This window comes from Streptoverticillium reticulum (genome assembly GCF_047456005.1).
Classification (GTDB): domain Bacteria; phylum Actinomycetota; class Actinomycetes; order Streptomycetales; family Streptomycetaceae; genus Streptomyces; species Streptomyces reticulum.
Genome location: NZ_CP179755.1, coordinates 7,384,120 through 7,407,065, shown reverse-complemented (window position 1 = coordinate 7,407,065; position 22,946 = coordinate 7,384,120). Strand labels below are relative to the sequence as shown.

Genomic DNA, 22,946 nt, shown 5'->3' with positions numbered 1-22,946 from the left:
CATGGCACGCGACAGCGACGTCATCAAGGAACTCGAGACCGACCACCGCGCGCTCGAGGGGCTCTTCGACCAGTTCCACCGGACCCGCCTCGAGGACACCGCGCGCGAGACCCTGCTGGACGACGTGACCGCACAGCTGATGTGGCACTCGGCAGCCGAGCAGCAGTACCTGTACCCGGCCGTGCGCGAATTCCTGCCGCAGGGACGGGAGACGGCCGAGCAGGAGATCACCGACCAGACGCACCTGACGGACATGGTCCGGGACCTGGAGTCCAGCCGGGTGTACGAGCCGGGCTTCGACGGCCGCGTCCGCGCGCTGGAGCGGGAGATCTCCCAGCACATCTCCCACGAGGAGCACGTCCTCTTCCCCAGGCTGCGGCAGTCGTGCCCGGTCGACACGCTCGACGAGCTCGGCACCGAGGTCCGCCGCGCGCGGGCGTCGGCGGCGCGCGCGGGCTGACGCGCCCGCAGCCGACGTTCCCGGGGCCACGCCCCGGGCCCCCGGGGTGGTGCGTCGGCTGCAGGCCGGTGGGGGCTGGTCGCGCAGTTCCCCGCGCCCCTTACGGGGCGCCTGGTCGCGCCCACGCGGCGGAGCCGCTGGGGGAGAAACAGCCCCGCGCCCCTACGGGGCACGAAGATCCGCCGGACAGGCTCTAGGTGCCGCAGGCGGCGACCAGTTCGGCGGCCTCCTCCGTGATCGACCGGGCGAGCAGGTCCAGGTCGGGCACGGCGACGGCGTCGGCGAGCAGCCCGTAGCAGACGCGGTCCTCGTACGTGGTGATGCCCACGGCGAGGGACTGCCCGGGCGCGAGCGGGGCGAGCGGGTAGGCCTCGCGGACGGGGCTGTCCGCGAGCGTGAGGCCCTGGGCGCCGCGCAGCGGGACGCTGGAGACGAGCAGGTCGTAGAACAGGCGGCCCGAGCGGGCGATCAGGCCGCCGCCGAAGCGGTGGCCGAGGGACGGGATGAAGTCGGCGAGCAGCGCGACGGCGCCCGGGCCGCTGGCGGGTCCCGCTTTCTTGTTGCGTGCCATGTCCTCGCGCACCGCGCGCAGGCGGTCGAGGGGCTCGGACTCGTCGACGGGGAGGCGGGCCAGGTAGCCGGAGAGCCGGTTGCCCGAGGCACTCGGGTCGCTCGGGTCGCGCAGCGACACGGGGACGAGCGCGCGGGGGCGTACGCCTCCGCTGCCGTCGCCGCGCTTGTCGAGCCAGCGCCGCAGGCCGCCCGCGACCACGGCGAGCAGGACGTCGTTGACGGTGCCGCCGGCGGTCTCGCGCACGCGGTTCACGTCGCGCAGGTCGACGACGGCGCCGTCGGCACGGCGGGCGCCGCTGGCGCGGGAGGTGAGGGCCGGCGCGGCGGGCACGAAGCGGGCGGCGAGGGCCATGGCGGAGGCGATGGACAGGCCCCGTCCGGCGTCGGTGACGGCACCGCGCACCAGGCCGGACAGCGTGCTCAGGTCGGGCAGGCGCAGGCCGGAGTCCTGCCGGCGCTGCCGCGGCGCACCGGCCGGAGCGGGTGCCCCGGCGACGGCGACGGGGTCCAGGAGCGAGAGGACGTACGACGCAGCGCGCATGCCGTCCGCGTGGGCGTGGTGGAACGTGAACAGGACGGCGAAGGACGTGCCGTCCGCTCCGGGCAGCACGTGCGCGGCCCACGGCGGCCGGCCCCGTTCCAGGGGCTGCTGCATCAGGATCCCGGCGGCCGTGTGGAAGTCCCGCACGGGCTCGGCGAGATGGACGTGGTCCGACGGGTCGAAGTCGGGGGCGACATGCCGGGCGGCGGCGCCGACGGGGAGCCACACGGGGCGGATGCGGGTGTCGAGCCCGGGTATGCGGGCGGCGCGGGCGGCGAGCAGCCCGGCGGCGCGCCGGGCGGCGTCCGGGCCGTCGGCGTCGAAGACGAAGAGCCCGCCCATGTGCAGGGGGTGGCCGGCGGACTCGATGTTCCAGAAGGCGAGGTCGAGCGGGGTGAGCGGTTCGGGGGTCACATCAGAGGTCACGGGGTCTCCGAGGTCACAGCGCTGCGGGGCCAAAGCGAGCAGAAGTCAATCGTTGTCGGTCGACTACGGTCAAGTACGACCAGGCCACGCTACGTTAACGACACGTTACGGCCCGCCGGTTTCGGCCACCCGGCGCCCCGTAAGGGGCGCGGGGAACTGCGCGACAAGCCCCCACCGACCCGCAGCCGAAGCACAATCCAGGGGGCCGGGGCGAAGCCCCGAGAACCTCGACTGCAGGCACATCGTGGCCGATCGCGCCCACGCGGCGGAGCCACAAATGTCAACAGCCCCGCGCCCCTTACAGGACGGAGCCCTACCGCTCCCCCAGCACGTCGCCCCGGGCAGCCACGCCGCGCGCGTCCGCGACGAGCGCGGCGACGGCGTTGCGGTACATCTCACCGATGGCGCACAGCTGTTCCTCGCCCACCTTGCGCAGGTCGGCTTCGAGGTCCAGCGACAGCAGACCGGTGAAACAGTCCTCCGTGAAGGACACGCGCAGGGTGACGCCCGTGCGCAGGTGCGCCTTGGCGTCCAGCGACTCGACGTCCGTCGCCGCCAGCAGTTCCTCGAAGCTGCGGAACTGCGACCAGGCGAAGGCGATGTCGGTCGGTTCCCGCGGGCCCGCCAGGCGTTGCACCTCCGGGTACGGGCAGTGCCCCACCGTCCGCAGTTCGTGCTCCTTGTCGAGCACGGCGCGGATCAGTCCGCTCCAGTCCGCGTCGGCCGTGCGCAGCCGGTAGAACAGCACGTCCAGACGGACGCCGATGACGTCGGTGCCTTCGCCCCCGTCCTCGGAGCGGCCGTCGGACTCCACCGCCAGCACGACCTCCTCGCGCCCGATGAGCGAGGCCAGCACCCGGGCGTGGACGGCGAGCAGCACCTGCCGGAGCCCGGTGCGGTGGTGACGCGCGAGGGCGGCCAGCTCCGCGCACACCGCGGGGTCGAGGTCGGCGCCGAGGAATCCCGCCGTCGCGGTGTCCGTGTCGCAGGTCTGGCATCCGTCCGACAGACCGCGGTCCGCGACGGGAAGGAACATCGGTTCCGCGCCCGCAAGTTCGGTCGACCAGAATTCCGTGACCGCCGGGTCGGACAGCGCCGCCTCTTCCCGTGCGATGCACTCGGCGAATCGACGCGCGGGACGGGGTGCGGGGCGGCTGCGCGGCGAACCGCCCTGCCCGGCCCAGTAGTCGGCGAGGATTTCGGTGATCAGTGACGACTCGCTCCAGCTGTCCAGCAAGGCCTCGTGGAAGGCGGGGCAGAACAGGAATTCATGGTCGCCGAGGACGTGTACGGAGATCCGCATGAGCGGCGGGTCCGTCCAGTCGTAAGGAGTACCGAGCTCCTGTTCCCGCCATACGTCGAGGTAATCCTGCTGTTCGGCACGGGAGTACGGGCGCAGGTCCGTCACGGCCGTCCGGACCCCGGCCGAGCGGTGCACCAGCTGGAGCGGCCGGGAATAGCCGGCGAAGTGAAAGGAGGTGCGCAGGATGTCGTGACGGGCCACAGCGTGTTCAACTGCCGTATGGAGAGCACCGTGGTCGTACGCGGTGTTCATGTGCAGCATGAACAGGTCGCCGGCCGCGTCCGCGCTGCGGAGGAACAGGTCCGCCTGGAGGGCGCCGACCGGGTAGGCGTCCTCGGCCGTGCGGGGCAGCAGCGCCCGGTCCTCGGCGCGGATCAGACTGAAGGGCTGCACTGTTCCTCCCCGGCCGGAAATGCCTCTGGACTGGAGAGAATAGAGGCCGCCGCGCCCCGTGGAAATGTCCGTACCTGACGATTGGTCACTTCCCTGGCAGGCTTGGTGCGGAACCGGTCGGTCCGGCGTGAGAATCCGTCAACAAGGTTACGATCCCGTCCTCTTGGAAGGCCTCCCGAAAGGTTTCCTCATGGTGGACATTTCGCGCCGGACACTCGTCCGGATGACCGGGGCGGCCGCAGTCGCCGGAGCGGTGCCGCTCGCCGCACCCGCCGCCCCGGCAGCCGCCCGCACCCCGGTGGAAAAGGGATCGTTCGCCCGTCCCCCGTCCGGATTCCGGCCGCGGATACGGTGGTGGATGCCGGGTGCACTCATGGACGACGCCGAAATCGACCGCGAAGTCGCGGCGATCGCGCAGGCAGGGCTCGGCGGTGCGGAGGTCGCCGTGCTCGCCCCGCGCGGAGTCGACCAGTCGAAGTACGGCTGGGGAACGCCGGAGTGGAACCACAAGCTGCAGACGGTCCTCGACGCGGCCCGCCGCCACGGCATCACCGTCGACCTCACCATCGGCCCCGTCTGGCCCGCCGGCGTGCCCTCCCTCACCACGGACAGCGCGGCCGCCTCGCAGGAACTCGTGTACGGCAAGGCGGTCGTCGAGGGCGGCGCGGTCTTCGACGGTGCCGTGCCGCCGCTCATCGAGGTCGACCTGTCCGGCCCGCTGCACCGCCCTCGCACCCCCGGCAAGGCCTCCCTCGCCGCCGTCACCGCCGCCCGGATCGCTCCGGGCTCCAGCGCCTCGGACCGGACCGTCCTCCTGGACCCGGGCTCGCTGACCGACCTCACCGCGCACGTCCACGACGGCCGCATCACCTGGACCGCACCCCGGGACGGCACCTGGCTGCTGTTCTCCCTCTGGCACCGCGGCACCGGCCAGGTCGTCGGCCTGACCGACGGCACCGTCCACGTCGTGGACCACTACAGCGCCGAGGGCACCCGGGCCGTCACCGGCTACTGGGAACAGCACCTGCTCACCCCGCCGGTGCGCCGCCTGCTCGCACAGACGGGCGGCGACCTCTTCGAGGACTCCCTGGAGATCTCCTTCGCCCTGCCCTGGACCCCGGGCATGGCCGCGCACTTCCGCACCTCGCGCGGCTACGACCTCACCCCGTTCCTGCCGGTGCTCTTCATCCCGGGGCTGCACACCTTCCAGGGCGCCCTGACCTCCGTGACGCCCGACAGCCCCGCCGACTTCGACCTGCCCGGCGGGCTCGGGGCACGCGTGCGCAACGACTGCTACCAGGCCCTGACCGAGCTCTACGAGCGCCACCACCTCGACGGCATCCGCACCTGGGCGCACGCCCAGGGCCTGCGCCACCGGGCCCAGGTCTCCTACGGCGCAGTGCTGGACATGTCCTCGGCCGCGGCACACGTCGACCAGCCCGAGACCGAACAGCTCTTCTTCGCCGACGAGATCGACGCCTACCGCGCCATGGCCGGCGGCGCCCACCTGGCGGGCGGAGCCGCGCTCTCCAGCGAGATCGGCGCGCGCACCGAGGTGATCCTGCAGGACGCCTACGGGGTGACCTGGCAGCGCATGCTGGAGATCATCCACCAGAACTACGCGGGCGGCGTGGCCCAGGCAGTCGTCCACGGCTTCGCCTACGCCGACGCCCCCGGGGCCGCCTGGCCCGGCTGGGCCCCCTTCGCCGCGCCCAGGCCGGACGTCCCCGGCTTCGCCGAGGCGTGGGGACCGCGGCAGCCGGTCTGGCGCCACATGCCCGACATCACCGGATACCTGGCGCGCCAGCAGTCGGTCCTGCACGCGGGGCGGGCCCAGGTCGACGTCGCCGTGTACCGGCACGCCTACTGGGACGTCGGCGGGCAGAAGCACTGGCCCGACACCGGCCTCCAACGGGCCGGTTTCGGCTACGAGTTCGTGGGACCGGGTCCCCTCGCCCTCCCGTCGGCCACGGTCGGGGGCGGCCGCCTCGCACCGCAGGGCCCCGGCTACCGTGCCCTCGTCCTGGACGGCCAGAAGGCGCTGGACACCCCGGCCGCCGAGCGCATCCTGTCCTACGCCCGGGCCGGGCTCGCCGTGGTCGTCGTCGGCGACCCGCCGGAGCACACCCCGTACGCGCACGACGCCGACCGCGCGGACGCGGCGGTGCGCGCGACCGTCCAGCGGCTGCTCGCCCACCCGCGCGTGCGGCACGTCGCCACGGAGGCGGATGTCCCGGGCGCACTGCGGCAGTTGGGCGTGCGGCCGTCCGCCGAGCCGTCCACCGGGGCCGAGCTGCTCCATGTGCACCGCCGGGACGGCGACCGGGAGCTGCACTGGTTCTTCAACCCCGGTTCCGTACAGGCCGAGACGCGCATGTCCCTGGAGGGGCGCGGGCGCCCGTACGTCCTCGACGCCTGGACCGGGCAGGTGCACCCGCTGGCCTGCCACGGTCGCGAGTCCGGCCGCACCGAGGTGACCGTCCGGCTGGCACAGCGGCAGACGGCCCTGGTCGCCCTGTGCCGGAACACCCCGCCCGGGCCCGTCACCGGCACGCCCCTGGACGCCGCGGGCACCCCGGCCGTGCCCGGCGGGGCCCGCCGGCAGGAACTGGCCTCCTGGCGGCTGACGGTGGACGACTGGCGCCCGGGCGCCTCCGCGACAGAGACCGAGCACGTCCGGCACGAACTGCACCTCGACGCGCTCAAGCCGTGGCCGGAGATCGCGGAGTTGCAGGACGTCTCCGGGATCGGCACGTACACCACGGAGTTCACCGTCGAGAACGGCCCGCGCACCGCTCTGCTCGACCTCGGCGAGATCCACGGCACGTTCCGGGTCACCCTCAACGGCGAGCAACTGCCGCCCGTCGACCAGACCCGGCCCGTGGTCGACCTCGGCGGCCGGCTCGGGGCGGGCTGCAACACCCTCGCGGTGGAGGTGGCCACGACGCTGCGCAATCGCTTGCGCGTTACCAGTCCGTCGCAGGCGGGCACGGTGCGGCAGCCGTACGGGATGCATGGGCCGGTGGTCCTTTTGCTGTGGTGAACCGCTGAAGCGGCACCACGGCACCCGAAGGGGCGCGGGGAACTGCGCGAGCAACCCGCACCGGCCCGCAGCCGACGCACTACCCCGGGGTCCGGGGCGGCACCCCGGGGACGTCGACTGCGGGCGCGTCGTGGCTGATCGCGCAGTTCCCCGCGCCCCTTTCGGGGCGCCGTGGTGCCGCTTCACGGCAGGAGGCCACCCCGCCGGGGGACCGCAGCGTGGTCGCGAGGAGCACGAACCACACGCCCACGAGCACCAGATGGGCCCGCTGCGGCACCCCGTGCCAGCCCGGTCTGCCGAAGAGGGGCCCGACCGTGGCCAGCGCGGTGCCCAGGGCGGCGGCGAGCACCCACGGCCCGCAGCGGCGGACCAGCGGCATCGGGGGGCGGGCGGTGTGCGCCGCGACGACGAGCAGGGCCATCGAGGCGAAGAGCGCGGCGTGCACCAGGGCGCTGGTGGTGGTGTGCCAGGGGTTGACGGCCTCGCAGCCGCGCTCCACCGAGGGCGCGCAGCGCATCGGCACGACGACGTCCGCGACGGACGAGACGCCGAAGGCCACCAGCGACCACCATCCGGCGGCCGACCACCGGCCGGGGGCCGGCCCGCGGGCCAGCAGCGCGCCGCCGATCACGAGGGCCGCGGCGGCCAGTTCGATGCTGCCGAACAGCAGGCGGAAGCGCTGGTCGGCCGCGTAGAGCTCGCTGACGTAGGAGTGCCGGGGGTCCAGCCCGGTGGGCAGGACGAACTCCAGCAGCCAGTCGTTGTAGACCACCGCCGCGACGGTCAGCAGCAGCGCGGCCCACGCCTCGCGCGCGCCGTCCCCGTGCCGTCGGGCCGCGGCCTCCGGCCCGGCGGTTGCGGAGGCCGGGCGGGCGGTGGCGGTGGAGGCCTGCCGGGAGGCGGGGGACGGTGTGCTCATCGGCCCGCGGCTCAGTGGGACCGGCCCGGCGTGTGCGGGTGCGACGGGCCCGGGGGCAGGCCGCCCTTGGGCGGTGTCGCCCGGCTGTCGTTGTCGCCGCTGCTGCCCACCGGGCGCTCGAACCACCCGCCGTTCGCGGGGTCGTGGACCACGATCGCGTCCAGGACCGACTCGGCGGGCGTGACGACGACGACCTTCGCCGGGTCGTAGGAGTCCCAGGCGCCGCCCCGGGCCCGGGGCGTGCCCTGGACGGCGACGGGCGGGCCCAGCGGGTTGCCGCAGGCGCAGCGCACCCGGGGCGTTCCCCGGTCGTCGACCAGGACGGCGGTGCCGGTCTGCAGGACGGACTGGAAGCTGGTGACGGAGCCGTCCTTGTAGCCGTGGTCGGTCACCCGGGTGTCGGCGCGCAGGTGGACGGGGGTGAGACCGTGCAGGTAGGCGGGGATGGCGTCCGGGTCGATGCCGGCCGCGCCGGCGAAGGCACGGCCCCTGCCCTGGTTCTCGGTGAAGTAGCCGATCTGCTGATCGACGTCACAGCCGGCCGCGTTGCGGGTGCCCGCGTAGAGGCCGGGCGTGGCCCCCGGCAGGCTGCGGGAGGCGCCGGCCGCCGCGGCGGCACCGGCGTCGTCCATGACGGAGGCGTACCGGCCGGTGCTGCGGGCCGTCGAACGGGTGAAAGGGTCCTGGCCGTCGGCCGAGGCGGCCTGCAGGAAGACCTCTCCCGAGCCGCCGCCCTGGCGGAGGAAGCAGACGGCGAGGGCGGCGGCCACCAGCAGCACGCCCGTGACGATGGCGGTCCTGGACCGCCACCACGGCGTACGGCCGGCGAGGCGGGGTGCTGACGGCGGTTCGGACGACACGGCCGTGTCTCATCTCCTGTACTGGAGCCGGTTCATTCTGCTTTGTACCGTATTCCCGATTGATCCCGCATTTTGTGCGGCCCGCAAGCGGGGGCGCCCCGTAAGGGGCGCGGGGCTGTTCACATATGCGGCTCCGCCGCGTGGGCGCGACCAGGCGCCCCGTCAGGGGCGCGGGGAACTGCGCGATCGGCCACGACGCGCCTGCGGTCGACATTCCCGGGGCTTCGCCCCGGACCTCAAGGGTGGTGCGTCGGCTGCAGGCCGTCTGTGGCCGGTCGCGCAGTTCCCCGCGCCCCTTACGGGGCGCTGCCAACCGGGGGTGGAATCCCCCGACCGCCTCCGCCCACGGGTGCCTGCCCGGCACCGGGCATAGGTTGGCCGCACCCGCATCGGGAGGACGGAGACACCATGAGCCCGGGACCACTGCGTGCCTGGGGCGAGGCGCTCGCGGCCGTGGCCGCCGGGACGGCCGCGATGGCGGCCGTCGCCGCGGCGGGCTTGTGGGCCGCGGGCGCCGACGGACTGCCCGGCGGCGCCTTCCCGGCGGTGGTCGCCGCCACGATGGTCTCCGCCGTCGGCGGCTCGGTGGAACTGACCGGCGGCGCGGGCTTCTTCGGGCACACCGCCGCGGAGCTCACGGCCGTGCCACTGTCGGTGACGCTGGCCTGGGCCCTGGCGACGGGCGCGGTCTTCCTCCGCCCGCTGCGGCACCGGGCGGTGGCGGGCGGGGCGGAGCTGCTGGGCCGGGTCGCCCGGACGGCCGTGCTGTGGCTGCTGGTCCTGCTGCTGCTCGCGCGGACCGCCCGGCACACCTTCACCCTGCGGATCGGCGGGGGCATCGTCAACGACATCGGCGAGGCGCTGGGCGTGACCCCGGCCGTGGGGTTCCGGGCCGCCCTCGCCCCGACCCTCGGCTTCGGCCTGCTGTGGCTGTCGGCCCTGCTCGCCGTGGCCCTCGCGGTGTCCCGGCGGGCCCCGCTGCCGCCGCGGCTGCTGCCCTTCCAGGACGCGATCCGGCCCGCGGCGTTCGCGCTGCTCGCCGTGCTGCTGGCGTACGTCGCGCTGGGCCTCGTCGTCGGCGTGGTCACCCTCTTCACGCACGGCCACCGCGCGCAGACCTGCGCGGTGCTGCTGCTCGGCCTGCCGAACCTGGCCTGGATGGCGTTCGGCGTCGGGCTCGGCGGCTCCTGGACGGGCCATGTGCCGGCCGGCATCGGGCTGCCGGTACCGACCGCCCTCGGGGCGGTCCTGCGCGAGCCGCACCGGGGCGAGGCCACGGTGAACGCCGCCACGCTGGCCGAGCACGACGGCCGGGCCTGGCTGCTGGTCGCCCTCGCCGTGCTCGCCCTGCTCATGGCCGGGTTCCTGGCGGCGGTGCGCGCGCCCGCGCGCACGCGGCCCTGGCAGCACGCGGTGCACCTGGCGGCGGCCCTCGCCGTGACGCTGCTGGTGGTGGGCCTGCTGACGAAGGTCTCGGCCCGCTACGGGCTGTCCCTGCTGGGCCTCGGCGACCTGGGCGGCTTCGGCAGCGGCGAAGTGCGGCTGCGTGCACGCCTGCTGCACCTGGTGGGGCTGGGCGTGCTGTGGGGGCTCGTGGCGGGAGTGCTCGGGAGCCTGCTCGCGGTACGGGTGAACAGACGCGGGGAAGTCGAGGAGGAGGTGGAGGGGGAGGGCGCCGGTCCCTGACACCGGACGGAGCGATCCCGGTGCCGCGTACGCGAAGGGATTCCGACGTGACCCCGCAGGACCACCGGCAGTTGCCCGTCTTCGTCTACGGCACGCTGCGCCCCGGGCAGCGCAACCACGACCTCTTCCTGCGGGGCCGCACGACCGCCGTCCGGCCCGCACGGCTGCGCGGTGCGGTGCTGTACGAGGGGCCGGGCTATCCGTACGCGGTGGCCGATCCCGCGGGCGAGGTGCTCGGCGAGCTGGTCACGCTCGCGCCGGCCGGTTACGGCCATGTGCTCGCCGCGCTCGACGCGTTGGAGGATCACGTTCCGGGCGATCCCGCCGCCGGCCTCTACGACCGGGTCGAGCGCGAGGTGCAGCTCACCGGCTCCGACGCAACCGCCGAAACCGTCCGCGCCTGGGTCTACCTGGCGGCGGACCGGGTGGCCCGGGAGCTGCGCGCGTCGGGCACGCCCCTGCCGGGGGGCAGTTGGCCGGGGCCGCGTCTCACATAGTGATCACCTCCCGAACGACGGCAACCTTCCGGGAGGTTGACCCGTCTTGGGGGACAACGGAACGGGAAGTTGCCTGCTCGTTACGGGCTGTTGGTCCTTTGTTAACAGTTGATCAACTGTCCGGACAGGTCACCCTTTCCCTCTTTTCATGTGCATGCCAAAGCGGCATTGTCCTCGGCGGGACCACAGGTCCCCGTGGTGCCGATGTGACGGCACCCCGTGCATTGCGCGTGTCCGGGCCTGCCCGGACCGCCCAGGACAAAGGGCGCAGACCCCATGCGTACAACCCCCACACACAGACGAATAGTCGCCGTCGCCGTCGCCGTCGTCGCGGCGGCGACCATGGCCGGCACGGCCACGGCCACCCCTTCGTCCGCCTCCGCGGCCAAGGTGACCACGGCCTCGGCCCGGCCCACCGGCAGCGCAGAGACCCAGCTCGTGAAGGCGGCCCGCGCCGCGGCCTTCGCCCACGCCGGAGCCACCGGTGTGAGCAAGGCCGACACGCTGACCGTCAAGGACGCCCTCGTCGACCCCGAGGGCAAGCGGCACGTCCGCTTCGAGCGCAGCCACAAGGGCGTTCCCGTGATCGGCGGCGACGTCGTCGTCCACCTCGACGCCCAGCAGAAGTACGCCGGTGCGAGCCGCGCGGTCCACCACGACGTCTCCGTCCCCACGGTCAAGCCCAAGCTGGCCGCCCACGAGGCCGCAGCCAAGGCCGCCGCCTCCGCCAACGGAACCGCGGGCTCCGCCCAGTTGGTCATCGACGCCCGCGAGGGCAAGAGCGTGCTGGCCTACCAGGTCACCGTCACCGGCAGCCGCAACGCCGAGGCCGGCAGCGCCCATTCGGTGGTCGTCGACGCCGCCTCGGGCAAGGTACTCAGCAACACCCCGCTCACCGACGGCTTCATCTCCCCGCAGCTCCAGGCCAAGCTCCGCGACCTGGGCCAGCAGGCCGCCCCGCGCACCGGCGCGAAGACCCCGGCGAAGAAGCCCTCCAAGCCCACGGCCGGCAGCTTCCCCGCCCCGGCGACCGGCAGCGGCACCTCGTTCTTCGTCGGCGCCGTGCCTCTGCTCACCACCCAGACCGGTCAGAACTCCTTCGTCCTGAAGGACCCCTCCCGCGGCAACGCCGAGACCCGCGACGCGGGCTCGAAGGAGCTGGAGGCCTTCACCAACGGCAAGGAGCTGACGACCGCCGACAACAAGTGGGGCAACGGCACCACGTCGGACGTCAACACCGCCGCGGTGGACGCCCAGTACGGCATCACCAGCACCTTCGACTACTACAAGAGCGTCTTCGGCCGCAACGGCATCAAGAACGACGGCACCGGCCCGCACGCGCTCGTCCACTTCGGCAGCAACGTGGGCAACGCCTTCTGGTCGCCCGACTGCTCCTGCATGCTCTACGGCGACGGGGACGGAGAAACGTTCAAGCAGCCGCTGGTGGCCCTGGACGTCACCGGTCACGAGCTCACCCACGGCGTGGTCGAGGCCACCGCCAACTTCCAGCCCACGCGCACCGACGCGCGGGGCAACCAGTTCGGCGAGGCGGGCTCCCTCAACGAGTCGTTCGCGGACATCTTCGGCACCGCCGTGGAGTTCAAGACGAACAACCCGCAGAACCCGCCGAACTACCTCATCGGCGAGAAGCTCGGCCTGGAGCAGACCTTCCTGCGCCGCCTCGACCACCCCTCGCTCGACAAGCTCGAGGGCACCGTCGACTCCTGGGACAGCGGCTCCTACGACCGCGAGGTGCACGCGGGTTCGGGCGTCTCCTCGCACGCCTTCTACCTGCTCGCCGAGGGCAGCGGCCAGAAGACCATCGGGGGCGTGGCCTACGACTCCCCGACCTCCGACGGCTCGACCGTGACCGGCATCGGCCGCGACAAGGCCGAGCAGATCTTCTACCGCGCGCTCACCCGGTACCTGGTCTCCAGCTCCGACTTCCACGACGCGCGGACGGCCACCCTGCAGGCGGCTGCGGACATCTACGGTCAGGGCAGCACCGAGTACCAGACCGTGGACAAGGCGTGGGCTGCGGTCAATGTGACCGCGGACAATGCGCCGAGCGGCACGAAGGGCTGACCTTCGGGTGCGGGTCGTTTTTGGCTGATCGCGCAGTTCCCCGCGCCCCTTACGAGGCGCGGGGTTTCCGTTTAGGGGGTTCCGTTTAAGACTCCCACCCCGGGAACGCGTAACCGTCCCACAACGCCCGTTCGTTGTCCCTCGGCGCGCTGCGTACCTCCGGCTTCAGGTCCCAGAACCTGGTGGCACGGTCCGTACCCCGATACGCGCGCCAACCCGGGCTTCCCGTGCGGGCGAACGACGACCAGGCGTCCATCATCGCCTGTGACAGCCGGGTGAGCTCCGGCCGCTGCGCCGCCAGGGTCTCCGTGCCGCGCGGGATCCAGCCCAGGTCGAGCGTGCCGAAGACGAACGGCAGCTCCAACTGGTGCATGGCGCCCAGATTCTGCGCGTCCGGCACGCCCTTCGCGTACGGCACGTGCCAGTCGAATTGGTAGACGTACGAGGGGCGCCAGCGGGACTGGGCCTGTGCCAGCCTGACCGAGGGGATCCGCCAGATCTGGTCGGTGAGCATGGCGTTCACCACCCGGCCCTCGGCCAGCCCCGGGCGGTCGGCCGCGTAGACGTCGTACATCTGCTGCTTGCGCGCCGCGAGCGGGGCGGGGAAGACCTTGTAGCCGCTGAGCGGCAGTTTGAGGACGTCCGGCCGGAACAGGGCCCAGAAGTCCGACTCGTCGGTGTTGCTGCCGGTCATCACGTCGACGTTCCGGGCGCTGCCCGCCGCGACGCGGTCGAGCACCTGGCCGGGCACCAGCGAACCGTCCACGTACGGCCCGAAGAAGACGGCGCCGGCCAGCCCCGGTGCCGCTGCCCGCGCCGTGCGCTGGAGCTCCAGGATCTGCCGGGTGTCCAGCGCGTCGAGGTCGGCCACCCGGTGGATGCCTCCCACGGTGAGGACGCGCCGGGCGGCGGACTCGGCCGAGCGCCGGGTGTGCACCAGGTAGCCGGGCCCGCTCTCGGTGACGGCCCGGCGGAACAGCCGCTCCGGACGGTCACCGGCCAGGAGGGCGTTGATGGACACCGAGCCCGCCGACTGTCCGAAGACCGTGACGTTGCGCGGGTCCCCGCCGAAGGCGGCGGCCTGCTCGCGCACCCAGCCGAGGGCGGCGGCCTCGTCGCGCAGCCCGTTGTTCCCGGAGCCCGCGTACGAGCGGTCCAGCGAGCCGAGTTCCGTCCAGCCCAGGATGCCGAGCCGGTAGTCGGCCGAGACGACGACCGCGTCGCCGCGCGCGGCGAGGGCGGCGCCGTCGGTCATCGCATCGCTCGCGCTGTTGATGACGTTCTCGCCGCCGTGCAGGAACACCATGACGGGCCTGTGCGCCCCGCGCGTCCGCGGGGCCCAGACGTTCACGTGGAGACAGTCCTCGTCACCACGGCCGTCCCCGTCGCTCAAGTCCTGCGGGCACGGCGGCTTCGCGGCGTCGGCACGCAGCGTCCCCCGCCAGGGTGCGGGCGGCGCGGGCGGGCGGAAGCGCCGGGACCCGGTGGGCGCGGCGGCGTACGGCACGCCGAGATAGGCGCAGGTGCCGCCGCGGACCGTGCCCTGCACCGCGCCCTGCGACGTCACCGTCCGGCAGTCGTCCGGACCACCACCGCCGGCACCGGCGGCCGCGGGCAGGGCCGTTGCTCCGCCCAGGGCCACGAGCACCGCCATGACGACTCCGACGCGCCTGCCCCGCCGGGACCTGTTCCACAGGAACACGACGGCCCCCCTCCCCTGCATGCCGCACACGGACCGTGACCCAGCATCGCGGCACCGGTGATGTCACGCCATCCCCGATTCGAGGGAGGGCGGAGCTCTCCCCTCCGATCCGCTGCTGTGCCACTCTGTGCGCGTGGCTTCGGGATACCGGCACATCGTTGCTCAGATCCTTCACACTTCGGGCCAGACCTCCACCTGGCGCATGCTGGACGGGGACTTCTGGTGCATGGTCACCCCTCCCCGGCACACCCGCCGCCGGCAGGGCTGGAAACTGCATGTGTCGGCCACTCCCCTCTCGGCACCGCGGGTGCTGGAGCAGGCGGCCGGGGTGCTGGTGGAGCACGGATGCGCCTTCAAGTTCGCCGCCACCCCGAGGAACGCCGCCGAGCTCACCGCGGTGCGGGCGGACCGGTCGCAGTCGGGCAAGTTCCTCACCGCCTATCCCTCCGACGACGACCATCTGCGCCTCCTGGCCGAGCAGTTGCACCGGGCGACGGCCGGGCTTGCGGGTCCGGCGATCCTGTCGGACCGGCGCTATCGGGCGGACAGCCTGGTGCACTACCGCTACGGCTGCTTCAGCAGCCCGCGCGAGCTGAACGACGAGGGCTTCTACGAAGGGCGGTTGGAGGCCCCCGACGGCACGCTGCTGCCGGACGAGCGGAACCCCTGGTTCTCACCTCCCCCGTGGGCCGTGCCGCCGTTTCCGCCCGCCGCACCTACGGAGCGTGCGGGGCGCCGGCGCGGCGGACCCGTGCTCCTCGCCGGCCGCTATCTGGTCAGGGAGGCGATCCGGCACTCCAACCGCGGTGGCGTCTACCGCGCGCACGACCGGCAGGTCGGCGAGGACGTGCTGCTCAAGGAGGCCCGGCCGCACATCGGGGCCGATCTGCACGGGCGCGACGCCCGGGACTGGCTGCGTCACGAGGCGGATGTCCTCCACCGGCTCGCGCCGCAGGGTGTCACCCCGGCCGCACGGGACGTGTTCGAGTCCGGGGGACATGTGTTCCTCGTCCAGGACCTCATCGACGGGCCGAGCCTCCAGCAGTGGGCCGTCGATGCCCTGCGACAGGGGAACGGCCGGATCCCGCTGCCCGTCGCCCGTTCCCTGGCCCGTGATCTGACCCGGATCGTCGGCGAGGTGCACGCCGCGGGCCTGGTCCTGCGCGACCTCAAACCCGGCAACATCGTGATGCGGGCCGACGGTACGCCCGTCCTCGTCGACATGGAGTGCACGGCCGAGGCGGGCAGTTCGGCCCGTGTCGCGGGCACACAGGGCTTCACGGCGCCGGAGTACCTGGAAGGGCCGCACGAGCACTCCGGCGGACCGGTCCCCGTGCCCGGGCCGGAGGCCGACTGCTTCAGCCTGGGCGCCACGCTCCTGCACGTCACCACCGGCATCAGCCCCGTCCTGTGCCCGGACTCGCCCGGCCCGGGCAGACCTGCCGGGGAACGCATCGCCGCCCTCGTCACCGCTGCGGCTCCCGCGTACCCGGCGCTCCGGGCGCTCGCCCCGCTGCTGCTCGGTCTGACCACGGACGCCGGGCAGCGCTGGCCGCTGTCGCAGGCGGCCGCATTCCTCCGGGAGGAGCACGGCGAACTGCCGGTGTCCGACGGGCCGGTGCTGCGGGACGACGATGCCGACCGGCTGATCGACGACGGGCTGGCCCACCTGTCGGACACGATGGATCCGGCTGCCGCATACCTGTGGCCGCGCCCCCTCTCGCTGCCGTACGGGGATCCGTGCAACGTCCAGATGGGCGCGGCCGGTGTGCTGGCCGTCCTCGACCGCGCCGTGCGCAACGGACGGCACGCGGCCGAACCCGCTCTGCGGAAGGCCGCCCAGTGGCTCGACCGGCGGCTCGCCCTGCCCGGCCGGGTGCTGCCCGGTCTGTACTTCGGCCGCTCCGGCGCGGCGTGGGCGTGGTACGAGGCGGCGCGGACCCTCGGTGACGAGGACATGGCGGACCGGGCGCTGGAGTACGCCCTGCGGATTCCGCTCCGGTGGCACGACCCGGACCTCTGCCACGGCCTGGCCGGAGCCGGGACGGCACAACTGCACCTGTGGCGCGCCACCGGCGACGAACGGTTCGCCGAACGGACCGTGGAATGCGCGGAGTCGGTGATCGGCCTGACGGGACGCACCGGCAGCGGGGTGGACTGGCTCGCCGGGCCCGGGCATCGCAACGACCTTGCAGGCTCGGCGCTGTACGGCTACGGGCACGGGGTGGCCGGGAACGCCGCCTTCCTGCTCGCCGCGGGCCGCGCTCTCGGCCGCCCGGATCTGGTCGACGTGGCGGCGGGCGGCGGACACGCGCTGTGCGCGGTGGCCCGGTGGCACGACGACGGAGCCGCCGACTGGCCGAAGGGGCCGGGCCGCAGCGAACGCATGGGGCTGAACTTCTGGTGCAACGGCACCTCCGGGGTCGGCTCCTTCCTCGTACGCCTGTGGCAGGCCACCGGCGAGCGGGCGTTCCGCGAGCATGCCGAGGGGGCGGCCGTCGCCGTGCACCGGGACCGCTGGCGGCTCCCGCCCGGCACCTGTCACGGGGTCGCGGGCAACGCCGAGTTGCTGCTGGACCTGGCCGATGCGACCGGGGAGCAGCGCTACCGGCGGTGGGCGGCCGAGTCCGCGTTCTGCGTCTCCGTCCGGGCCGTGCTGCGGGACGGCCTGCTCGTGGTGCCGGACGACACGATGCGTGACGTCTGCGCGAGTTACAACGTCGGGTCGGCCGGCGTACTGGACTTCCTTCTGCGGCTCAGGAGCGGCGGCGGCCGCTCCTGGTTCGCCGACACCCCCGTGACCTCCGCCGGCGGAGAAGACAACCGAAGACACAGACCGGAAGGGAAAGTGATCCATGGAGACCCAGGTCCTCGAACTCCAGGAGCTCCCGGAGACGGACGAACTGACGCTGGAGCCCGTGATGTGCTGTGACACCGCGCACACCAGCTACGACTGTACGGACTACTGCACAGGGCATTACACGCGCCTCTGCTGACGTCAGGCGCGACATCCGACGGCCGGTCGTGCAGCGGGCGCCAGCAGCACGACCGGCCCTTCACCCGTCCCTTCGCACCCTTCGCAGGAGAAGGCGACTTGGGCGACAGACAGTGGACGCCTGCAGTGTCCGGCAAGTCGGCCGAAGCGGCTCTCCGTCTCGTCGCCGCACTGGCCGGGCCGCCCCGCGCGACGCCCGCCCGTGTGCGCCCCGACCTGGCCGGGGGCGGCGCGGGGCTGGCCCTCGCGTACCACCAGCTGGACACGTACCGGCCCGGGGAGGGCTGGGGTGCCATGGCCGACGGCTATCTCACCGCGGCGGCCGCAGGCGCCGCGAGCACCGGAACGACCGGACCCGGCCTGTACGGAGGTCTGTCCGGACCGGCGTTCGCAGCGTGCTCCCTGACGGACCGTCACCAAGACCTGCTGACCGACCTGGACGCACGGATCGCCGCCGCGGCGACCGGGCAGGCCGCGCGCGGCACCGGCGGCGTGCACGGCGTGCCGTACCGCATCTTCGACGTGATCTCCGGTCTCACCGGGACCGGGGCCCACCTGCTGGGCCGGGCCGGGGACGACCCGGCGGCGGCCGGGGCGCTGCGCGCGGTGCTCACCGCCCTGGTGACACTAAGCGGCGAACGTGCCGGAGTGCCGCACTGGTTCACGCCCGTCGAGGCGTTGCGCGACGACGAGCAGCGCAGCCGGTTCCCGCGCGGCGCGCTCAACTGCGGGCTCTCGCACGGCATGGCCGGTCCCCTGGCGCTGCTGTCGCTGGCGATGGCGGACGGTATGCGGGTGCCGGGCCAGGAGGAGGCCGTCCGCCGGGTGGTGGACCGGCTCCTGATGCAGCGGATCGACGACGCATGGGGGCCCGACTGGCCGGATCTCGCAGGAGTGACCGGAATCTTGAATTCCACTCCCGCACCGCACAGTTCGTGGTGCTACGGCAGCCCCGGAGTGGCTCGTTCCGTTTGGCTGGCGGGCACGGCCCTCGACGATCCGGCCCTGCAGGCCCTGGCGGTACGAGCGGTGAAGGCCGCACTCCGCAGACCGGCCGCACGGCGCGCGGCCGGTACGACGCCGGGCCTGTGCCACGGCCTGGCCGGCCTGTTGCAGATCACGTTGCGGTTCGCACACGACACGGGAGATCCGGAATTCGCCCGCGCTGCAGTTGAACTGACCGTTCAACTGTCACAATGCGCTGATCGCGGCGGCGGGTTCGCCCAGGACGGCCCCGGCTTTCTGGAAGGTGCGGCGGGCGTGGTGCTCGCTCTCCTCGCCGCCACCACCCGCAACGCCCCCACCTGGGACCGGGTGTTGCTCCTGGCCTAGCAGGAGGGGTGCCCCCGGGCCCTTCCGCACCCCTGTAGCGGAAGGACCCGGGCTGACGTTCTTGATCCTCCGACAGGGAAGCTGTCGCGTACAGTGACCGATTATGCTGGTATCGACACCACTACTATCGGGACCACCACCCATACCCCCCGCCGGCCCTCGCGAGACGGGGGTTTGATGGCTGACCTTGAACGACGCCGCGCCCTAGCGGAGTTCCTCCGGTCCCGCCGGGCCCGGATCACCCCCGAGGACGTCGGCATTCCGGGCGGCTCCCGCCGCCGCACCCCCGGCCTCCGCCGCGAGGAGGTCGCCCAGCTCTCGGGGGTGAGCGTCACCTGGTACACCTGGCTGGAACAGGCCCGCGACATCACCGTGAGCCGCCAGGTCCTGGAGAGCCTGTCCCGCGCCCTGCAACTGAACAGGGACGAGCGACGCCATCTGTACGCGCTGGCCGACGAGCCACTGCTGGAATACCCCTGTCCGGCAGTTGTTCCCACGCCCGCGCTGCAGAAGCTCGTGGACGCCCTCGACCCGCATCCGGCCTACCTCAGTGACGCCAACTGGGACCTGGTGGCCTGGAACCGCTCCATGGCCGGCCTCATCGGCGACCCGGGCCGCCTGCCGGCCGCCGAACGCAACCTCATCCGGCTGACGTTCGGCGACCCCGGCATGCGCACCCTGATGGCCGACTGGGCGGGACAGGCCCAATCGCTGCTGGCACAGTTCCGGGCGGACTCCCGGCAGCGCATCGGCGATCCGTACCTGGAACGCATCACGGGCGAACTGCGCGAGTCGAGCCCGGAGTTCCGCGACTGGTGGGACAAACACGACATCGCGGAATTCCACTCGACCCAGCGCGAGTTCCGGCACCCCGAGCTCGGCAGCCTCACGTTCGACTACGTGATGCTGGAGGCCCTGGAGTCCCCGGGCATGAAGCTGTTCACCTCCATGCCGTCGGACAGCGCAACGACAGCCAGACTGCCCGCCCTGCAGGAGTACGGCACGAGGCACTCCCTCGCCGTACCCCTCCCCTAGCCCCGGCCGGCGGCGGGCACCGGCGGGTGTCCGCCGCCGGGCGCCCCGTCAGGGGCGCCGGGAACTGCGCGAACGGCCACGACGCGCCCGCAGTCGAGGTTGTCGGGGCTTCGCCCAGAACCCCTGGGGTAGTGCGTCGGCTGCCGGCCGGTGGGGGCTGGTCGCGCAGTTCCCCGCGCCCCTGACGGGGCACGAAGATCCGCCGGACAGGCTCTGGGCGGCTCCGCCCCTACTTCCCCGCACCGATCGCGAAGGGCAGTTCCTGCGAGGAGAAGGACTGGTCGCCGTTCGACACGGCGATGCCTGACTCCCCAGCTGTCACGTCCGCCGGGGCCGTGCGGGCCACCGCGACCCGCAGCCGGTACTCGGCCGTCGCCCCCGGTGCGACGGACCGGGACGCCGGGCGGAGGGACGCGCTCATCCCGGGGTCGCAGCCGTTGGCCACCAGCGGGATCCGTTCCCAGCCGTGCCCGGCGCGGTACTGCTGGACGACCAGGTCGGCCGGGCGCAGGGCGTGGCTCCTGCCCGCCCCGTACGCGAAGTACGCGACGCCGACGGCCGGATACGTCCGGCCGGTGGTGTTCTTGACGGTCAGCGTGAACGGGCGCGCCGCTCCGCCCCGCGTCAGCGTGACGCCCTTGGCCGGCCAGCCCGTGACCGTCGTCGCCGGGCGGGTCGCGGTGGCCGTGCGGGCCGGGGCCCGGTAGGTGTGGCCGCGGCCGTCGTCGACGGAGGCGGTGACGGAGAGCGTGCCCGGGCGGTCGAGGTCCTGGAGCCGCAGGGCCACCGTCTGCGGGTGGCGGGCGTCCGCGGACGTGGTCACGGGGAAGGTGAACACGCCGTGGGTCGGCGCGCTGCCGCCGCCGGGGCCGGTCCTGAGGTCCGTCCAGGTGCGGGTCGCGGGCACGTAGCGCTGCACGACGAGGGAGTCGGTGCTGAAGCCGCGGCTGTCGACGTCCAGCCGCACCGTCCCCTTCCGGACGGGCGTGCGCAGCGTGACGGAGGAGGAGGACCAGAGGCCGATGGGCAGTTCGGGCGCCAGGCCGTAGGAGATCTTCTGTGCGGCGTTCCCGACGGCCTTCGTGTCGGGGGCCGGCGCGGCCGCGGGCAGGGGCGCCCGGCCGGCGAGGGCCCCGCAGCCCGGTTGCGCCGCCCGGCCGTCGGCCGCCTGTCCGGCTCCGGCCGCGCTCATGAGGAGGGCCAGTCCGGCGGTCAGGACCACGGCCGGTCTCGCGGCGGACCGCAGTGCCGACGACGGCCGTTGTTGCGCGAATTTGTGCGTCATCCCGTGCTCCCCGCATGCGAGTTGTCCGTACGACTGTGCACCTTCGGCCTCAGAGAGTGCCTTCCACAGGGAATGGTTCCCCACCAGGAACAGAATTCCCTCGGATGTCGGTGACGATCCGGTGGATCAGGGCGGACGGGTCGGGCTGGAAGTAGAAGTGCCCGCCGTCCAGGACGTGCGCGCCCGCGAACCGGCTGGTGTGCGCCGCCCAGGTGTCCATCAGGTGCGGCAGGGCGCCCTTGTCGGCGGCGCCCGAGAACACCGACAGCGGCACGGGCAGCGGCACGGCCCCGGTGCGGGGCTGCCAGGTGTCGACGAGCTGCAGGTCGGCGCGCAGGATGGGTTCGAGGTAGCCCCAGAGTCCGGGCTCCTCCAGGACCTCGCGCGGCGTGCCGCCCATCTCCAGGATGACGGAGCGCAGTTCGGCATCGGGCAGGTCGAAGCGGCGCCCGTCGCGGCGCGGGTGGTGTTCGGGCGCCCGGGCGGAGGAGAGGCCCAGCCAGCACGGCAGCGGCAGGCCGTGGTCGCGGAGGGCGAGGGTCAGTTCGTAGCCGGCGATGGCGCCCATGCTGTGGCCGAAGACCGCGTAGGGCCGGTCCGTCCAGGGCCGGACGTCCTCCAGGAGGATGCCGGCGAGGTCGCCCGCCGTGCGGGCCGGCGTGCCGCGGCGGGTGCCCCGGCCGGGGGCCTCCAGCAGGCACAGCTCCCACTCGGGCGGCAGGTGGCCGGCCCAGGCGCGGTAGGGGACGTGCGAGGCGCCCGCGTGGTGCAGGACGAAGAGGCGCAGGCGGGGGTCCGGGACGGGCCGGGGGCGGATGACGGCGTCGGTCGTGCTCACTGATCAACTCTGCACGAGCCGTTCGAAGGGCGTCAAGGCGCGTGGGAACGGCGACGGGCGGCCCCGCCCGCGGCGGGAACCGCCCGTCGGCCGCCCGGCCGGACGGCGTCAGTGCCGCTTGTTCTTGTGGCCCTTGTGGTGGTGATGATGCGCACTCAGCTTCGCCACGTCGTTGCCGGTCATGTCCGGCGTGCCCGCCTCCGGCGTGGCGGCCTCGCTCGTCGTCGCCTGCTGCGGGTCCGCCGGCCCGGCCGCGGTGAGCTCCTTCACCCGGATCTTCTTCGCCGGGTCCTTCTTCACCGCATCCTTCTTGGCCGGGCTCTTCTTGGCCGGGCTCATCTTGTTGGTCCCCTTCTTCCCGGCACCCTTCTTGCCGGAGCCCTTCTTGGCCGGGGCCATCTTGACCGGGTCCTTCTTGGCGGTGTCCCTCTTGGACGGGTCCGCCTTCTTCATACACTTGTGGATCACGTCGAGGTGCCGGGCGACGACCGGCCGCGCGTCGCGGGCCGCGTCGCGGGAGGCCGGGTCCTGGCCGTTGGAGATCTCGTCGTCGAGCAGCGTCATCGTCTGCATGTGCCCGACCTCCTCGGCGGCCAGCCACATCTTGTCGTACGTCTTGGTGCGGGCGTTCGCCCTGAGTGTCTTGAGCGCCGCCTGCTGCTCGGCCGGGATGTCGGTGGGCAGGGACACGTCCTGCCGGTGGGCGATGTCACGGATGATCCTGTCGATCTTCTCGTGGTTCATCACCATCATCTTGCCGGCGTCCCGCGTGCACCGGTACACGGCGTTCCGCATGGCGTCCTTGCCCGCCGCGATCTGGGCCTCGTTGCCCCGGTGGAAGTTCTTCAGGAAGGCTTCGTCGCGTTGGCACTCCGTGGCCAGTGCCGTGCCCGCAGACGCCCCGGCCAGGACGAGGGCCGCAACCGCCGTGGTCACCCGGTGTGGCATGCGCATCTTTCGCTGCTCCCTTTGC

16 protein-coding genes are annotated in these 22,946 nt (G+C 73.3%); 8 read left to right on the top strand and 8 right to left on the bottom strand.

Annotation, left to right across the window (positions count from 1 at the left end; translation table 11 throughout):
* The first annotated feature begins 1 nt into the window (after position 1).
* Positions 2-460 carry a hemerythrin domain-containing protein gene (locus ACMATS_RS33750; RefSeq protein WP_414170076.1) on the top strand — a complete coding sequence of 153 codons (459 nt, stop codon included), beginning with the start codon at positions 2-4 and terminating at the stop codon, positions 458-460.
* A 193-nt stretch (positions 461-653) separates the two neighbouring features.
* Here ACMATS_RS33750 and ACMATS_RS33745 read toward each other — a convergent pair whose 3' ends face one another.
* Entirely contained in the window at positions 654-1,988 is a 1,335-nt protein-coding gene (locus ACMATS_RS33745; protein ID WP_414170849.1) for a wax ester/triacylglycerol synthase family O-acyltransferase, read from the bottom strand.
* 325 nt (positions 1,989-2,313) lie between these two features.
* Complete coding sequence (locus ACMATS_RS33740) at positions 2,314-3,696, bottom strand: condensation domain-containing protein (RefSeq protein ID WP_414170075.1); 1,383 nt, start codon at positions 3,694-3,696, stop codon at positions 2,314-2,316.
* A gap of 190 nt (positions 3,697-3,886) precedes the next feature.
* Between ACMATS_RS33740 and ACMATS_RS33735 the strand changes: the two genes are divergently transcribed.
* Entirely contained in the window at positions 3,887-6,739 is a 2,853-nt protein-coding gene (locus tag ACMATS_RS33735) for a glycosyl hydrolase (protein WP_414170074.1), read from the top strand.
* A gap of 79 nt (positions 6,740-6,818) precedes the next feature.
* Here the strand turns inward: ACMATS_RS33735 and ACMATS_RS33730 are convergent, their stop codons facing one another.
* Complete coding sequence (locus ACMATS_RS33730) at positions 6,819-7,658, bottom strand: DUF998 domain-containing protein (protein WP_414170073.1); 840 nt, start codon at positions 7,656-7,658, stop codon at positions 6,819-6,821.
* Positions 7,659-7,669: 11 nt separating this feature from the next.
* Entirely contained in the window at positions 7,670-8,518 is an 849-nt protein-coding gene (locus ACMATS_RS33725) for a DUF6777 domain-containing protein (protein WP_414170072.1), read from the bottom strand.
* A gap of 408 nt (positions 8,519-8,926) precedes the next feature.
* Between ACMATS_RS33725 and ACMATS_RS33720 the strand changes: the two genes are divergently transcribed.
* The 3 genes from ACMATS_RS33720 (at position 8,927) to ACMATS_RS33710 (ending at position 12,786) form a co-directional block, all read left to right on the top strand.
* Positions 8,927-10,204 carry a streptophobe family protein gene (locus ACMATS_RS33720; RefSeq protein WP_414170071.1) on the top strand — a complete coding sequence of 426 codons (1,278 nt, stop codon included), beginning with the start codon at positions 8,927-8,929 and terminating at the stop codon, positions 10,202-10,204.
* A 47-nt stretch (positions 10,205-10,251) separates the two neighbouring features.
* Positions 10,252-10,701, top strand: a complete 450-nt coding sequence (locus tag ACMATS_RS33715; protein WP_390775592.1) for a gamma-glutamylcyclotransferase family protein — start codon at positions 10,252-10,254, stop codon at positions 10,699-10,701.
* A 276-nt stretch (positions 10,702-10,977) separates the two neighbouring features.
* Positions 10,978-12,786 (top strand): M4 family metallopeptidase, encoded by a 1,809-nt coding sequence (locus ACMATS_RS33710; RefSeq protein ID WP_414170070.1) that lies wholly within the window; start codon positions 10,978-10,980, stop codon positions 12,784-12,786.
* 85 nt (positions 12,787-12,871) lie between these two features.
* On the opposite strand, the gene ACMATS_RS33705 is transcribed toward ACMATS_RS33710, so the two are convergent.
* On the bottom strand, positions 12,872-14,440 hold the full coding sequence (locus ACMATS_RS33705; RefSeq protein ID WP_414170069.1) for a carboxylesterase/lipase family protein: 1,569 nt from the start codon (positions 14,438-14,440) through the stop codon (positions 12,872-12,874).
* A gap of 181 nt (positions 14,441-14,621) precedes the next feature.
* On the opposite strand from ACMATS_RS33705, the gene lanL reads away from it, so the two are divergent.
* The 3 genes from lanL to ACMATS_RS33690 all read left to right on the top strand — a co-directional run bounded on the left by lanL (position 14,622) and on the right by ACMATS_RS33690 (position 19,850).
* Positions 14,622-17,420, top strand: coding sequence for a class IV lanthionine synthetase LanL (lanL, locus tag ACMATS_RS33700; protein WP_414170068.1), 2,799 nt, complete (start codon positions 14,622-14,624; stop codon positions 17,418-17,420).
* Positions 17,421-17,582: 162 nt separating this feature from the next.
* A complete protein-coding gene (locus tag ACMATS_RS33695) occupies positions 17,583-18,815 on the top strand; it encodes a lanthionine synthetase C family protein (protein WP_414170067.1) in 1,233 nt (410 codons plus the stop codon).
* 177 nt (positions 18,816-18,992) lie between these two features.
* Positions 18,993-19,850: a helix-turn-helix transcriptional regulator gene (locus tag ACMATS_RS33690; protein ID WP_390775597.1), complete on the top strand. Its 858-nt coding sequence runs from the start codon at positions 18,993-18,995 to the stop codon at positions 19,848-19,850.
* Between the two features lie 229 nt (positions 19,851-20,079).
* On the opposite strand, the gene ACMATS_RS33685 is transcribed toward ACMATS_RS33690, so the two are convergent.
* The 3 genes from ACMATS_RS33685 to ACMATS_RS33675 form a co-directional block, all read right to left on the bottom strand.
* On the bottom strand, positions 20,080-21,135 hold the full coding sequence (locus tag ACMATS_RS33685) for a hypothetical protein (RefSeq protein WP_414170066.1): 1,056 nt from the start codon (positions 21,133-21,135) through the stop codon (positions 20,080-20,082).
* A gap of 49 nt (positions 21,136-21,184) precedes the next feature.
* A complete protein-coding gene (locus tag ACMATS_RS33680) occupies positions 21,185-21,973 on the bottom strand; it encodes a thioesterase II family protein (protein WP_414170065.1) in 789 nt (262 codons plus the stop codon).
* A gap of 108 nt (positions 21,974-22,081) precedes the next feature.
* Complete coding sequence (locus ACMATS_RS33675) at positions 22,082-22,927, bottom strand: DUF4142 domain-containing protein (RefSeq protein ID WP_390775600.1); 846 nt, start codon at positions 22,925-22,927, stop codon at positions 22,082-22,084.
* Positions 22,928-22,946: the final 19 nt, after the last annotated feature.